Annotated in this window: 14 protein-coding genes; 8 read left to right on the top strand and 6 right to left on the bottom strand. The window is 42.4% G+C overall.

Annotation, left to right across the window (positions count from 1 at the left end; translation table 11 throughout):
- The first annotated feature begins 243 nt into the window (after window positions 1-243).
- Window positions 244-1,740: an AAA family ATPase gene (locus ACI2JM_RS12895; RefSeq protein WP_404644681.1), complete on the top strand. Its 1,497-nt coding sequence runs from the start codon at window positions 244-246 to the stop codon at window positions 1,738-1,740.
- Window positions 1,727-2,332, top strand: a complete 606-nt coding sequence (locus ACI2JM_RS12900) for a retron system putative HNH endonuclease (RefSeq protein WP_404644683.1) — start codon at window positions 1,727-1,729, stop codon at window positions 2,330-2,332. The genes ACI2JM_RS12895 and ACI2JM_RS12900 overlap by 14 nt, the downstream gene beginning before the upstream one ends.
- A 32-nt stretch (window positions 2,333-2,364) precedes the next feature.
- Here ACI2JM_RS12900 and ACI2JM_RS12905 read toward each other — a convergent pair whose 3' ends face one another.
- The 3 genes from ACI2JM_RS12905 to msrA all read right to left on the bottom strand — a co-directional run bounded on the left by ACI2JM_RS12905 (window position 2,365) and on the right by msrA (window position 4,505).
- Entirely contained in the window at window positions 2,365-3,078 is a 714-nt protein-coding gene (locus ACI2JM_RS12905; protein WP_404644685.1) for a DUF1499 domain-containing protein, read from the bottom strand.
- Between the two features lie 81 nt (window positions 3,079-3,159).
- A complete protein-coding gene (gene tmpT, locus ACI2JM_RS12910) occupies window positions 3,160-3,813 on the bottom strand; it encodes a thiopurine S-methyltransferase (protein WP_404644687.1) in 654 nt (217 codons plus the stop codon).
- 170 nt (window positions 3,814-3,983) lie between these two features.
- Window positions 3,984-4,505 (bottom strand): peptide-methionine (S)-S-oxide reductase MsrA, encoded by a 522-nt coding sequence (msrA, locus tag ACI2JM_RS12915; RefSeq protein WP_109592489.1) that lies wholly within the window; start codon window positions 4,503-4,505, stop codon window positions 3,984-3,986.
- Window positions 4,506-4,708: 203 nt separating this feature from the next.
- Here msrA and cmoA point away from each other — a divergent pair, with 203 nt between their 5' ends.
- From cmoA to ACI2JM_RS12930, 3 genes are read left to right on the top strand one after another with little or no spacing between them, the layout of a single operon-like run.
- Window positions 4,709-5,506, top strand: coding sequence for a carboxy-S-adenosyl-L-methionine synthase CmoA (cmoA, locus tag ACI2JM_RS12920; RefSeq protein WP_404644689.1), 798 nt, complete (start codon window positions 4,709-4,711; stop codon window positions 5,504-5,506).
- A gap of 50 nt (window positions 5,507-5,556) precedes the next feature.
- Window positions 5,557-6,618 (top strand): tRNA 5-methoxyuridine(34)/uridine 5-oxyacetic acid(34) synthase CmoB, encoded by a 1,062-nt coding sequence (gene cmoB / locus ACI2JM_RS12925; protein WP_404644691.1) that lies wholly within the window; start codon window positions 5,557-5,559, stop codon window positions 6,616-6,618.
- Between the two features lie 37 nt (window positions 6,619-6,655).
- Complete coding sequence (locus ACI2JM_RS12930) at window positions 6,656-7,789, top strand: DUF1176 domain-containing protein (protein ID WP_404644693.1); 1,134 nt, start codon at window positions 6,656-6,658, stop codon at window positions 7,787-7,789.
- Between the two features lie 156 nt (window positions 7,790-7,945).
- Here ACI2JM_RS12930 and ACI2JM_RS12935 read toward each other — a convergent pair whose 3' ends face one another.
- Window positions 7,946-8,164: a DUF2788 domain-containing protein gene (locus ACI2JM_RS12935; RefSeq protein WP_045448016.1), complete on the bottom strand. Its 219-nt coding sequence runs from the start codon at window positions 8,162-8,164 to the stop codon at window positions 7,946-7,948.
- Between the two features lie 722 nt (window positions 8,165-8,886).
- Here ACI2JM_RS12935 and argS point away from each other — a divergent pair.
- From argS to ACI2JM_RS12950, 3 genes are all read left to right on the top strand, one after another.
- Window positions 8,887-10,716 (top strand): arginine--tRNA ligase, encoded by a 1,830-nt coding sequence (argS, locus tag ACI2JM_RS12940; protein ID WP_404644695.1) that lies wholly within the window; start codon window positions 8,887-8,889, stop codon window positions 10,714-10,716.
- Between the two features lie 102 nt (window positions 10,717-10,818).
- On the top strand, window positions 10,819-11,634 hold the full coding sequence (locus tag ACI2JM_RS12945; protein WP_201502589.1) for an SPOR domain-containing protein: 816 nt from the start codon (window positions 10,819-10,821) through the stop codon (window positions 11,632-11,634).
- A gap of 145 nt (window positions 11,635-11,779) precedes the next feature.
- Complete coding sequence (locus ACI2JM_RS12950; RefSeq protein WP_404644697.1) at window positions 11,780-12,874, top strand: PTS transporter subunit IIC; 1,095 nt, start codon at window positions 11,780-11,782, stop codon at window positions 12,872-12,874.
- A gap of 104 nt (window positions 12,875-12,978) precedes the next feature.
- Here the strand turns inward: ACI2JM_RS12950 and ACI2JM_RS12955 are convergent, their stop codons facing one another.
- Together ACI2JM_RS12955 and ACI2JM_RS12960 are read right to left on the bottom strand one after the other, a co-directional pair.
- Window positions 12,979-13,929 (bottom strand): c-type cytochrome, encoded by a 951-nt coding sequence (locus tag ACI2JM_RS12955; RefSeq protein ID WP_404644699.1) that lies wholly within the window; start codon window positions 13,927-13,929, stop codon window positions 12,979-12,981.
- 330 nt (window positions 13,930-14,259) lie between these two features.
- Window positions 14,260-15,270 (bottom strand): SDR family NAD(P)-dependent oxidoreductase, encoded by a 1,011-nt coding sequence (locus ACI2JM_RS12960; protein ID WP_404644701.1) that lies wholly within the window; start codon window positions 15,268-15,270, stop codon window positions 14,260-14,262.
- Window positions 15,271-15,383 lie beyond the last annotated feature (113 nt).

Here is a 15,383-nt window from a genome sequence, read left to right on the forward strand (position 1 = left end):
GATTGGTGCAGTATGGACTTAGAGTAACCAATCTTATAGGTAAAGAAAAGGTGTCGAAGTAAGCTGTTACTATAAATTGACGGTGGCGTGAGGTTGAGAGAGGGTTTAAGCAAGTTGAGGCTTTTTTCCCAAAACAATAGCATTCATTACTTGTCTTTTAAGTTGTTATACTGATGGGTAAGAATTACCACAGAAATTGATAAAATACCTAAATATTTACTACCTATAAAAATAAGGTAAACAATGAAAGTCAAACGCTTACACCTACAAAACTATGGTCGCTTTGAAGACTTAAAAATAGACTTTGCGCCAACTTCTGAAAAGATGGGTAATGTCACTGTTATTGTGGGTAATAACGGTGCAGGAAAATCGCAAGTTTTGCAAGCACTGGCGACAAATTTGAGTTGGTTTGTAGCAAAACTTGCTAGTGATGAAGATGGTTTTAATATTGATAAAACTTATATAAATAATGGTAAGAACGAGGTCAAAGCTAGTATAAGGGTTGATTTTAACGAGAACAATCCAATGCCTTATGGATTAGAAGAAGATGCAGACTGGAGTATTACTTCTGTTAAAGATGGACGTCTTAAATCTTCGAGTAATTATATGAAATTGTTAAGTAAAACTGTCAGAAGTTTTCGCTCAAACCTAACTAAAGAAGATAAGTATTCTTTACCTCTTATAACTTTCTATTCAGTCAATAGGACAATATCAGTTGAAATTCAGAAGGATATCTTTTCATACCAATATGATCAGTTGGATGCTTATAAAAACTGTTTAAACTCAAACTCTATAGTTTTCTCGAATTTCCTAGATTGGTTTAGAAATTCAGAAGATATTGAAAATGAAAGGAAAGTATCAACTGAAAGTATTTTGGGAGGATTAAATAGTGAAAATGAAAAAGTTTTGAATGAAGTTAAGAAAATTTTAAGTCAGCTTAAGTCTTCTAAAGAAGACAAAGTAAATATTGGTCTAGAGATGTTAGAGGAATCTAAATATAAGATAGAAAAAGAAATACATGAAGTGCAAAAGCTACAAAAGCATAGCGAGGACATTTCTAGAGACTTACCTTTATTCTTTGTGAAAAGCGCACTGAAGTATTTTACTGGGTTCACTGATTTTTATATCCGTCGTAAAGGTACTGCTACCATGATAGTGGAAAAGGATGGCGAAAAGTTAGATGTTAATCAGTTATCCCAAGGAGAGAAATCACTTCTAGCTTTAGTAGGTGATATAGCTCGCCGTCTAGCAATCCTTAATCCAAGCCTAGCGAATCCATTAGAAGGTGAAGGCGTAGTGATGATTGATGAGGTGGATTTGCATCTTCATCCAAAGTGGCAACATGATTTGATTGATAAGTTGGTCGCTACTTTCCCAAACGTTCAGTTTATCTTAACCACACATTCGCCACATGTTATCAGTGATCGTAATGATATTTTGTTGTATTCATTGGATGATGGTGAATTAACAGAAATGCCTAATGTCTATGGTGAAGATGCCAATACAGTGCTTACCAAAATATTTGATGTGGATATCCGAGACAGTAAAGTCGAAGAGCAGTTTACAGTTATTCGCCGCGCTATCAGTAAGCATGATTATGTGACAGCAGATACTCGTATAACAGAGCTAGCTAAAAAACTGCCGTCTGACCATTTAGAACTATTAAAGTGTCGTCTATTATTGGCTCAAGCGAAATTGGCAAAATCTAATAAAGATGAGTCGAATCATGCAAAAGATTGATAAGTTAGGATCAATGCCTCTTGAGACAGCAAAGAGTTTTAAAAAGTATCAAACTAAGAATTGGGGCGAAATTCCAGAAACTATTAAAGCGCCTTTGCGTCAGCAGTTGTATGATGAACAGCGTGGAGTTTGCTGTTACTGCTGTAAAAGTCTTGGCAATGGAAACACGACTATTGAACATTTAAAAAGCCGTAACGACTATCCACATAAGTGCTTTGACTATGATAATTTATTATTAAGTTGTAGAACTGCTAAGCAGTGTGACAACGCAAAAGGCAGCCAAGAACTGCTTTTAACACCGCTTATGGATGAATGTGAAGATGAGATAAAACTAAATCTTGCAGGAGAGTTAGAGTCTGATAGTAAACGTGGTAGTGAAGCTATTCAAATGTTGAATCTAAATAGTCGTAAAGCCTGTAGACACCGCAAAGATTTGTTCACTATGATGAGTGAGGTTTTTGGTTATGACTTACCGTATAAGCCTCCCTTAGAAATAGCAAATGAATACGCTCTTGAAATGCTTTTAACATGTCTACCTGATGAAGGGCAAAGAAGTGAGCTTCAATATATTGTCAAAAAACTGACTAAATAAGTTATAGGAGGTTTCGAGGTTTCAAAACCTAATCACGCCCCCAAAATCCTATCCAACTCTTCAACCAACGTATGAATACGCGCCGCATTTTTGCCCAAATCGCTCCCACCAACCCGTGACTTACTGCGAATATCTACTAGACGTTCACTACTGTTATCCGTGATACGCACGACAACATCATCTTTAAAACCGAACCAAGCAGTCGTATCTGTCGCTTCAATGACACCTTTGTCAGCATCGATATTGACAAGCTCCCAACCTAAATTATCGATGGCTTGTCTGGTTGCCTCAACCAACTCAGATTTTGACTGGCTATAGCGTAATGTTTGTAATTCAGGGTAGGCGGCGCGCTGCTGCGTTGCAGTCTCTACACCTGCATACTCAACTGGGTTTGGTGCATCAGCGCGCAGTGGGGCAATGGCCACAAATTCAGGTGGATTCACTAGGTCGGTTGAAATATCGTGAATGGGCGGTACGTTTTTGGCGCTATTCATCATGCTTAGTGGAATAGCAATGGCAATGATAGCAAGCGCTGCTGATGTTAATACGCTACCAATGCTAGCCGTGTCTCGTTTAAATAAAAGCTGTATGACTAATAGTACCAATGCTGCGATACCAGTAAATACACCAAACTTAAACCCTGCAAACGCAGTCGCTAAATCGATTAAGCCAAACTTGTACAGCGGACCTGCGAGCGTGACTAGTAAAATAGAGATTAAACTTATCAGCCCAACTAATATTTTCATTCAATTTCTCCATCATAATTTAGTACTGATTAATCGCTACGCAAACGGCTTTATTAACGACTTATTTCATTTTTTAACCACTCATTTCAATAGCCAAACATGCTCAGAGGCTGTTAGCTCAGGTGCCGATCCTATAGAAGTAAGTTCACTCGTCAGTTCGCTGATATGATAGTTATCGCCATAATATTGCTGTATTTGCTCGCTACTGATCGAGAACGGCGGTCCCGCTTTTTTGCTTTGGTCATAAGTGAGAGTGATGATAAATTGTGGTGCATGACCACTTATTTTACGTATATGCTCGCTATACTTCGTACGCATGTTTTCTGGCAGCGCAATCAATGCGGCTTTGTCATACACCGCCTTTACAGATCCGATATCCTCAGTCGTTAGTGCAAAAATATCAGCAACCCATAGGGTAATGGTTTGTCCTGACAACTGACCTTGATAGTATTTAATCGCTGGATTGTCTACATGCTGGTGCACAGTAGGGGAGATATTCTGCTCAGCAAAGAATTCTTGTATCGCTGTTTCCACCAATTCAACGCCTACGACGTCGTAGCCTTGCGCCGCCAGCCAAGCCATATCAATCGATTTACCACATAAAGGAACAAAGACACGGCTACCAGCTGGCAGGTTTAACTGCTTAAAGTAATTTATTAATAAGGGGTTCACTGCAGACTGATTAAAGCCAATGCGTTTCTCTTGCCAGCGGCTGTGCCAAAATTCAGCGTTCATACCTTCGCCTTTATTCGTTGAGGGTTATATTTGAGTTGTTTCTATCATAACTGTTTGAGTGAGAATGCTAAAGATGTTAAAAAGCCAAACGCTCATACAATAAGCGTTTGGCTATAATGAAATGCTTAGATAATCTTTTTTCAAATGAATAAATATCTTTATTCTGTCGTTTAGCTCACCATATATTGACTAAACTCTTTACGCAATTTGGCAAGCTTTGGAGGTATGGCAAAGTTGCAATACCCTTGTCCTGGATTCTTATTAAAGAAATCCTGATGGGTCTCTTCTGCTTGATAAAACTCAACAGCTGGATGTACTTCAGTGACCACATTAACGCCCATATCGCGCAGTTTGTTGATAGTGCGGTCAATCGTTGGTTTCTGATTTTCTTCGGTATAAAAAACCACGCTGCGGTACTGGCTGCCGACGTCATTGCCTTGACGATCCATTGTGGTGGGATCATGGGTGGCAAAGAAAACATCAAGTATCACTTCTAACGGGACGATAGAGTCATCGAACTCGACTTTAATGACTTCAACGTGCCCTGTATTGCCACCACAAACCGCTTCGTAATTGGCAGAAACAGCGTCACCGCCCATGTAGCCTGAAACGACAGATTGCACACCTTTTACGGATAAAAATACCGATTCGGTGCACCAAAAACAGCCACCGCCCAAAATAATGGTTTGCATAATTTTTCCTATTTTTATAAATATAAAATATGAGCCAAGTGTTACTTACTTAGCAATACGTATTTAGCTTAGCAGGGCATCTGACTGCGATAAGTAACAAACAGTAATGTTATAATGGGCTTTTGCTACGTCGTGCCGCTTTCAGCTAATAATGACAAGCAAGACCATCAATTATCTCCTAATTTAAGTTCTATTATCACAAAATGAGTCGCACCATGAGTCAATCTAAGCCTGCTATTAAACATGACACCCTATTTGACAAACCGTTTACCACGCCACTTGATAAAGCAGCGCGCTTCTCCTTTGATGAGCAAGTGGTGGCTTGCTTCCCTGATATGATTCGCCGCAGTGTGCCCGGTTATGGTCAGGTGCTAGCGATGTTGCCCATATTTGCCCGACGTCATTGTAAGTATCGTCAACAGAGCGATAGTGGTCAGCGCGTCAGTCGCATTTATGATTTGGGCTGTTCACTTGGCGCAGCAAGCATGACGTTGGCGGGTGAGTTTGAGCCACAAGACTTGCAGATTAAAGCGATTGATATCTCACCAGCGATGACGACCGAGGCGACCACGTTACTGAGTGAAAATTATCCTGAGCATGACATCGAAGTGATTACCGCTGATATTCGCGATGTCGAGCTTGAACCGTGCGATATGGTGATTTTGAATTTAACGCTACAGTTTTTGCCCGCTGCCGATAGAGTCGCAGTCTTAGAGAAGATTTATGCAGCATTAAGCGAAGGCGGCATACTGGTATTAACTGAAAAAACCCATGCTTTTGATGAGCAATATGATGCGTGGTTGGTTGAGCGTTATTATGACTTTAAACGCGCCAATGGTTATAGCGAGATGGAAATCAGCGGCAAGCGTAATGCGTTAGAAAACGTGCTTATTACTGATACCTTAGACGAGCATCATGCGCGCTTGAGTGATGTTGGATTCGAGCGTCATCTGACGTGGTTTCAGTTTTTGAACTTCGTCTCTATTGTGGCGTTTAAATAATTCTTATTTTTAACACAGTTGTTTTTTGATCAATACGGTAACCTGCTTTTATGCTTAACGAAACTATCACCCACGCCGAACGCGAATTATATTTAACCTTGTTTGAGTTAGCCCAGCAGCAGCCGCGTGCTTATGAATGGCTTACGCGCTTGCCAACATGGTTAAATGATATCAAGGACAAAGCCAACTACGCGCATGCACCTGCTTATCAAGCGTCAGTCGCTCGTTTGCCAACATTAACCGTCAATAATGTCGATCTAAACAGTGATGTTCTAACGATTGAGGCAAATCTTAGTGAGTCTCAGCGCAAACAAACAATGGCATTATTAAAACAGCTGATGCCGTGGCGCAAAGGGCCTTTTCAAATTGGTGGTCAGCTCGAAAATCAAATAGATAGTGGTCAGAATGAAGACCAACAAGCCGCGCCAATATTGATTGATACCGAATGGCACAGTGATTGGAAGTGGCAGCGAGTCGCACCGCATTTGGGTAATTTAAAAGGTCGTCGCGTATTGGATGTGGGCGGTGGCTCTGGCTATCACGGCTGGCGTATGGCTGGCGCTGGCGCGGATACGGTCATTATCATTGATCCGTCTTGCTTGTTTTATCATCAGTTTATGGCGATTCGGCATTTTGTCGGGGCTGCTGATAGCTATAAAACGCATTATATCCCCGTACCACTTGAAGCCTTGCCCGAGCATAGTCAACTGTTTGATACCGTATTTAGCATGGGGGTGCTCTATCATCGCCAATCGCCGTTTGAGCATTTACAACAGCTTAAAGGACAGTTGGTCAAAGGCGGTGAGTTGGTGCTTGAAACCTTGGTTATCGAAGGTGATGCCAATACCGTACTGGTGCCACACGACCGCTATGCCCAGATGAATAACGTGTATTTTTTACCATCAGTCGCGGCATTGATAGGCTGGCTAGAAAAAGCAGGATTCTCAGACGTACGTTGCGTGGATGTAGCAGTGACTTCGATTGAGGAACAACGTAAAACGGAATGGATGACTTATCATTCGCTAGCCGACTTCTTGGATCCTAATGACTCGACTAAAACCATGGAAGGGTATCCTGCGCCGATGCGTGCAACTTTGATTGCCAAAAAGTAGCGCGTGCGCACTGTATCACTCATAGGGAATATGGACAGTGAAAAAATTAACGATTTTGCTCAGCGCTATGATGGGCTTGCTGCCATTGACGTCCATATCAGCTCATGCTGCCTATGGTACGCCATTTGAAGGGTGGGGCTTTGTGCAGGATGATTGGCAAGTGGTTTGTGATAATACATTGACTTGTCGCGCAGCAGGTTATGCAGAAGAGGATCAATTAGATACGTCTGCCTCAATATTGCTCACAGTATTACCTAAAGTTTCTTTACAAAGTGCCACAGTACAGTTTTTACCAGAGGTTCCAAAGCAGAATAATACCGAGGCTGAGCTTTGGTTAAATGGCAAAAACCAAGGCATGCTACAACCAGATGCTGATGGTTCTGCGTACGATTTAACCGCCAAGCAAACTCAGCAACTTCTGAGTCATTCGCGTCAAAATACTAAGATAGAGATAAGAGCGGGTGATAAAAATTGGTCTATTAGCGACAAAGGTATGAGTGCGGTATTGCTCAAACTTGATGAGGTGCAAGGCAGAGTAGGCACGCCAATAGCATTGGTGAGTAAAAACCACACAAGTAAGCAAACACCGAAATCCGCTAAGCCAAAGCCAATCATCAAAAAGGCATTCTCGTATTCAGAAAAAGACAATAAGACACTATCTGCATCAAAACAGGCGTACTTTCAGGTCAATATAAACAAGTGGGTGAATATTGATGACGAGCAGTTAATGGGCTCAGATGAGGTGATGGGAGACTGTGAGCTGGTTAATCCAAAGACCGACGCGTACCAACGAATGCAAGAGTATGGTTCTGATAGACTGGATTGGGAATTTACAGCCGTGGATGCCAAGCATACGCTTGCCAGTCATCTTTGTTGGCAAGGTGCCTATAATGAAAGCTATGGATATTGGCTTATAGACAACGCAAACCCTCGTAGTTCGCAGCTAATCACCACCGCAGGCAATGACTATTCTGATGGCGAGATTTGGGCGATGCATAAAGACCGTGGGATTGGTGATTGCTGGAATCATGCGATATGGGTTTGGAATGGTCAAACATTTGCCAAATCAGAAGATTCCAGCTCAGGAATGTGTCGCGGTTTTGCTGGTGGTGCGTGGGATTTACCAACTTACGTGAGTGAAGTCATAAAAAATGATAGCAAAGCTCAGTGAGTGATACTTTGGTAGGAATGATTGACACACTATAAAGTGAAGCCGTCATGAGCCATGTATTTTTTAATTGATTATTTAACCGCTTATTTATCAGTGATAGGCGAGTTATTTATTACCTATCATTGACAGTTAGGATACTGCTTAATTATATAAAAATTATATCAACCACCTTTTAAAAGCGACTTCCAATAATAGCTTGAGTAAGAAGCCCACAAACCCTGCGCCTAGTGCTAAGAAAATCCAAAATGTACCCGCGCGCCCAGCTTGAGATTCTTTAGAGATATCCCACATAATAAAAAATAAGAAGGCGATAAATATGGGTAGTAAAACATACAATCCCCAACTGGTAACCGTACTGGCAGCAATAGCAAACATGGCATAATCCTATAAAGTAGTAACGCCGCCTTTATTTATATTGTTTTATGGATCTTTTGATAATAACTGCCTTCAAAATGAAGTATCACCATTCATGATATAAGCAGTAATCCATAAAATAAGTCAGAAAAAAGCAGGCAGCAATACAAACTGTTATTATAACGCGGAAGCGAGCAGGTATAAACTGCTGCTAAGTATGAGACAACAGTAACGCTACAATTTGCAGGGTTGACTGATCGGTAACAGCGCTAAATCCTGATCTATTTAAAGCATTTCAATCTGACTTATCGTGAATGAAAGCACAGACAACGCCTGTTAGGGCGTGTCTTCAATTCAATCAATCATCCTCTAAATGGGCTAAAAATGGCCAAATTTTGCCAAACATAGTCAAATAGCTTATCAATATCTCGATATTATTTGCGCTACTTTTCTTGCTTGACGGCAATTTATCTCATGTTTATCACCATTTTTACAATGAGGACAAGCCCTAGTCACCTAAATTATCAGTGTTAACTGTCATAACCGTAAGATTTTAGTGCTAATTTTGGTGCAAATGGTGCAATGCAGGGCAAAGATTGTTATATTTACAGGTTACTTATCTTTTTTGTATTATTTTATCCCCTGCAATGTCGGTCGCTATTATAATAGGCAGTTATTGGCTGCTCGCATTCGCCACATTTTTATACCGTTTTTGTTGTTTATTTAACTGAGTTCAAATCCTTATGTCACAAGCCCAAATTGATACACTTGCATCACTATTTAACGATGCGATTCAAACCCTACAAGCAGATGGCACGCTACCAAGCGATTGGCAAAATAATAGCCAAATCACCCGTACTAAAGACTTAAGCCATGGTGATTTCGCCAGTAATATCGCGCTGACAGCGGCCAAAGCTGCCAAGGTCAATCCGCGACAGCTTGCCGAAAAAATCGTCAATGCGCTGCCTGAAAACCAAGACATTCGCCAAGTAGAAATCGCAGGTCCAGGCTTTATTAACGTGTTCTTAAATGCGGAAGCCAAATTTGCGGTATTAGATGATATCTTTGCCTTGCAAGATCGCTTTGGTTTAAGCGATCAGTTTGACGGGCAAAAAATTCAGGTTGAGTTTGTCTCTGCCAATCCAACGTCAAGTTTGCACGTTGGGCATGGTCGCGGTGCAGCGTTCGGTATGAGCGTGGCAAACCTGCTGGAAGCGATTGGTTATGACGTCACGCGTGAATATTATGTCAATGACGCCGGTCGTCAAATGGATATCTTGGCGACCAGTACCTATTTGCGTTATCTGGAAACCAACGGTGAGCAAATAATCTTCCCAGTCAACGGTTATCAAGGTGATTATGTCAGTGACATCGCCCAAATGTTAAAAGCGCAACATGGTGATCATTACGTTCATAGCTTTGCAGTAATCGCTAAAGATGTGCCAGCAGATGCTGAGTTTGAGATCAATGCGGACGGCGAAAAAACACTGCTATCAGGTGACAAAGAAGCGCATATTGATGGCTTGATTGCCAACAGTAAAGCCTTGCTTGGTGAGGGCTATGAGCTGTTTTTAAATGCGGCATTGAGCAGTATTTTAGCCGATATCAAAGATGACTTAAATGACTTTGGTGTGCGTTACGAGTGCTGGTTTAGCGAAAGATCGATCGATAGCGAGATTGAGCCAGTCTTGCAAACCTTAGATGAAAAAGGCTATCTATACGAAAAAGACGGTAATATTTGGTTTAAATCAACCGATTTTGGTGATGAAAAAGACCGTGTTGTGCGCCGTGCCAATGGTCAATCTACTTATTTTGCTTCTGATATTGCGTATCACAAAAATAAATTTGATCGTGGTTTTGATAAAGTGGTCAATGTTTGGGGTGCCGATCACCATGGTTATGTGCCACGCGTAAAAGCCGCTTTATTGGCGCTTGGTATTGATGCCGAGCGTTTAGATGTGGTGCTTGTGCAATTTGTTGCACTATGGCGTGGCAGTGAAAAAGTGCAAATGTCCTCGCGTTCAGGTCAATTTGTCACCCTGCGTGATTTACGTACCGAAGTTGGTAACGACGCCGCGCGTTTTTATTATGTCGCCCGTAAGCCTGAAGTGCATATTGATTTTGATTTGGAGCTGGCTAAATCACAAAGCAAAGACAATCAAGTGTATTACATTCAATACGCGCATGCTCGTGTTTGCCGAGTATTAGAAAAGCTACAAAATAGTGGTCTTGTGGTAGACGATGCGATTGGTTTAGAACATCAAAACTTACTTAGCGCACCAAACGAAGACGAGCTGATTAAATTATTAGCAGGATATCCAGCGACATTATTACGCGCCGCGACGGGTTATGAGCCACATGTCTTGACCAACTATCTTAAAGAGTTGGCAGCGCTATTTCATGGTTGGTATGACAGCAATCGCATTCTGCCAGTGAGTTTGACGTCAGGTGAGACACCAAGTTCGGATGAGATGGATTTGATGCAAGCCCGTTTGCGTTTGTCTAAAGCCGTGCGCCAAGTATTGGCCAATGGTCTTAGTTTGTTAGGGTTGTCGGCACCATCTAGCATGTAGTTTTTTTCTAGTATATAGTAACTTTCTAACATGTAGTATGAGTATAGATGACTGCCAGCCATAATTTGATGATAGTTAGATTCAGTAGGGAGAACCAGATCCATGCTAGCCAAAAAACCTAAAGGTGCGACTGAAAAACGCAAAACAAGTAGCGTATCAGGCTTATTGTGGATGTTTGTAGGGGCTGTATTGACCCTTATGATAGGGGTGTTTATATACTTGTCACCATTATTTGATTTCAGTCCTGCTGACAGCACCGCTGGTAATGATCCTGATCGTCAGGTACAGCCACGTGTCGACACTGATACTGATAATGGTGATTATGAGTTCTATGATATTTTGCCCAATCAAGAGATGGCGACTATTCCTGATGAAGATATTGCTGAGACAGGCAATGATCGCATAGGGGATATCAGTGCCTTTGAGCCTGATGTGGTGGTGACTCAACCTGAAGATGGTTCAGCCAGTCGCAATGATGATACTGGTAACTTTGGTATCTCTGAAAATACAGTGATTGCGCCCAGTCGTGGCAATAGCGCTGCTACCAGTAATAGCGGCGATGACATTGTGATCGTTGAAGAAGATGCGACCTATGATGGATCGACGCCTGCTAGTAGCAATAATACGTCCACCAATAATGCAGGCGCAGGTACTGCTAGCGTCCAGGCTGCAAAACCTGCGGCAACATATATTTTGCAGATCAACAGCTTCGGTGATGCGGATGAAGCAGATCGCCGCCGTGCTCAAGTGTTGATGGCAGGTGTAGACGCTCGCGTGGTCAAGAATACGACGGGTAATGGTTTGCCAATCTATCAAGTTATTTCTCGCCCGATGAATAACCGCCAAGCAGTAACCACTGCTCAGCAGCGTTTACAAAATAACGGTATTGACTCCATTATTGTTGAACAGCGTCGTTAAGTTATGCTGTTTAATGACAGTTATAGTTCTTTATGAATAATAAAAAAAGCGTCGCAATGACGTTTTTTTTATCTCTGATTTTTAGCAAAGTTATTTTTCTGTTGGTTTATTACCTTTCATCAAAAATTTTATAAAGAGCATGGCTATGACAGTCTCTCATTTAGCAACACCGCCTACCGGCTTCATGAAAGCATTTTTCCAAAAGTATTTTATTGATGCGTTTACTGGCATGGCTTTAGGGCTATTTGTCACATTGATTGCTGGTCTAATCATCTCGCAAATCGGTGGCTGGTTAGATTTGCCCGCATTGGTTGCGGTGGGCAAGCTTGCCTCAGTACTAATGGGTGCGGGTATCGGAGTAGGTATCGCCTATTACCTTAAAGCACCGACGCTCGTCATGCTCAGCTGCTTGGTGGCGGGTATGCTTGGCGCACACTCTGAAGCATTAATGGCAGGGACGTTATTTACGCCCCAAGTAGGCGGACCTGCGACCTTTGCTGCGTTACCGGGTAATCCGATAGGGGCGTATTTGACCTCGGTATTTGCTTATCGTGCTGGTACTTGGGTCGCTGGCAAAACCAAGCTTGATATTCTATTGGTTCCTTTATTGGTATGCGCGGTAGCATTAGCAGTTTGCGCCCTATTGAATCCACCTATCGTCGCTGCGGTTGCTGCCATTGGTCAAGGTATTCAAGCGGCCACTGAGTTACAGCCTCTGTTAATGGGTATTGTGATTGCAGTGGTGGTGGGTATTTTATTGACATTGCCAACGTCCAGCGCTGCTATTTGTATCGCAATTGGGCTTGGTGGCGTAGCAGGCGGGGCAGCCGTGGTAGGCTGTGCGGCACACATGATTGGTTTTGCCGTTGCAAGCTTTAAAGACAACGGCGTCAGTGGCGTAATATCTCAAGGTCTGGGCACCAGTATGCTACAGATTCCTAATGTGTTAAAAAAACCGCTGGTGTTGTTGCCTGCTGTGATTGCCAGTGCCATCGTTGGTCCTATTGCGACAGTAGGTTTTGGACTGGCATGTACGGCAACGGGTGCGGGTATGGGTACCGCCGGATTGGTCGGTGTATTTGGAGTGATTGAGGCGTCACAAGACATCATGAGTACGGGTCAATTATGGACAGCGATTATCCTGTTGATGTTTGTATTACCTGCCCTAATTGCAGGGGTGGTCGCTCATGTGATGCGCCGTGTGGGCTGGCTGGTTGATGGTGATATGAAATTGCCTTAAATTAAAGATAAAGGACGCAAATTGTCCTAACTATCAATAATAAAAAAGCCCAGCTACTTAAATAGCTGGGCTTTTTTACTATATAAATTATGAGCTTGTTTTAATTAGCGGCGTACATCTTTAGGGGCATCACCATTTGGCCAGTCTTTGTCTTTGTTGGCTTTGATAGGTCGCGGCAGATGGGTAAAGTAAGCGGCAATATCGACCGCTTCTTGGTCACTAAGCGAGTTACCTTGACCAAACGGCATTTTGCCCTTGATAAAGGCTGCTGCTGTATAAGTTCGCGCCATACCTGCGCCATCGTTGAAGGACTTGTCTCCAGCTACTGCTGGATAGATATAAGTGCCATCGTCGTTATATTGACCTTCGCTGTTTTCACCATGGCAAACGCTACATTTTTCAGCAAACAGCTTTTTACCATTGTCCGTATTTGGCTCTAAAGTTTTGTCTACCTTAACAAAACCGCGACCTTCAGGCGAGACACCGTAGGGCAAGCCCTGTGATAGCCAGCTCATATAAGACACCATCGCATTCATATCATCTGAACCTAGGTCAAGCGCTTTGCCATTCATTGAGCGTTCAAAACAGCCATTGATGCGCTCTTGTATTGAATTAACGCGACCAGCACGTGAACGATAAATAGGATAAATGCCCGGCATACCATTCCAAGGCGCTGCGTAGGCCTCTGAGCCATTACCCAAGTGACAGCTGGTACAGTTCAACTGGTTGCCGACATTGTCAGGCATCTCTTTATAAGTATGATTGGCGATTTGTAAGCCGCGACGTACTGCTGCGCCGAACTCATCATCTGGAATAGTGGATTCATCTGGCATGCTAACGGTCAGTTTGGCGCTTGGATTTGCAGCCATCTCGTCTTTGATTTCTGCGGCACGTGCCTCAAGTGACTTAACGCGGGCTAATGCTTCAGCTTCTTCGACACGGTCGACAGCCTTGGTATCTGATTCACTACAGCCTGACAGGTTAACCGCACCAATAGCAAAGATAGCAGCCAGTAAAACGGAGGAAGAGGGTTTGACCCTTAAAAGTATTTTCATTGGAATATCCTTATTATCAAAAATAATATATAATAATATATTTTTATGATAATTTAGCTGTCAAAATGACAGAAGTAATCTTAATTTTTGTGCAAAAAATCTGAATGAGTCATCAATCTGTAAGTTGCTAGAAACATAATTGTATCAAATATTAAATAATTAAAGTATATAAATAGATAAAGTGTTTTGGCTTTAGAGGGATATGAATTAATTTCATACCGTATGAAGAACCATATTGAAAGACAGTGTTGACATTCTATCGATCAAAAAAGCGCTTAAATATTATCAATATTTAAGCGCTTTTTTGTGGGCAAATACTCTTAGAATATATTATTTTGGTGTGCTTGGTTTTTTATGGCGGCGTGGTTTGAGCTTACGAGAGAGCTTATGGACATCGTTCAATATTTGACTGTATGTCGCTGGAAAGACACGCTGTACCGCGTCGATTATCTTGGCATCATTGCCAATAAGACAGCGCGGTTGATTGGTCGCGGCAGCCTGCAAAATAATCCAAGCGGCATTGCTTGCATCAAATTTCAGGAATTTATTAAAGCTCTGAATGGCTTTGGGGCCAGTACGCATGCCAATATCATTGATACTGTCATTGCCACGGGCACTATTGGCAATATTGGTTTTAATCCCGCCGGGATGGATGCAGGTCGCTGACACACCGCAGCGCTGAATATCTAGCTCTTGACGCAAGCTTTCGGTAAAGCCGCGTACAGCAAATTTACTGGCGTTATACGCAGATTGTGACGGCTGCGCGGTCAAGCCAAACAGGCTTGAGATATTAATGATGTGACCATGCTCGTTAAGTTGGCGCGATCTGCTTTTTTTGCTGCCATTCGTCGATTCGCTTTGTTTGACACTATTTTTAATCAATGGCAAAAATGCCTTGGTGCCATAGACCACACCCCAAAAATTGATGTCCATCACCCATTCAAGTTCGCTAATACTACTGCCTTCCACGGTCGAATATAGCGCCACGCCTGCATTATTAAAGATGAAGTTCACTTTGCCATGGTCTGCCATGACGCTATCTGCCCACGCTTCCACGGCTTTATAGTCTGAGACATCAAGCACCGTCATAGTCGCTTTGATATCATAACCGACGAGCAATTCTTTGGTCTGTGCCAGTTGCGCCGCGTTGATATCAGAGAGCGCCACGTGGCAGCCCATCTTTGCCAAATGAATGGCCAGCTCGCGACCCATACCAGAGCCTGCACCCGTAATAGCCGCGACATGATTATGATAATAAGGGGTAATAACTTGGTCTGTCGTGGTATGAAAAGGCAAGTGTTGACGTAATGAGGTTGCGATAGAAGTAACATTGTTAAGCATGATAAACAGTCCTTTGTTTCATCAGTGATAGGTGTTGGTAGCACATTTACCTTAGCATGCTTTGTGGTTTTAGCTATGAAGGATTGATAGACGCCGCTGTCACTTTACTCATA

Origin of the sequence: Psychrobacter sp. NPDC064578 (genome assembly GCF_044901245.1) — a bacterium.
Classification (GTDB): domain Bacteria; phylum Pseudomonadota; class Gammaproteobacteria; order Pseudomonadales; family Moraxellaceae; genus Psychrobacter; species Psychrobacter cibarius_C.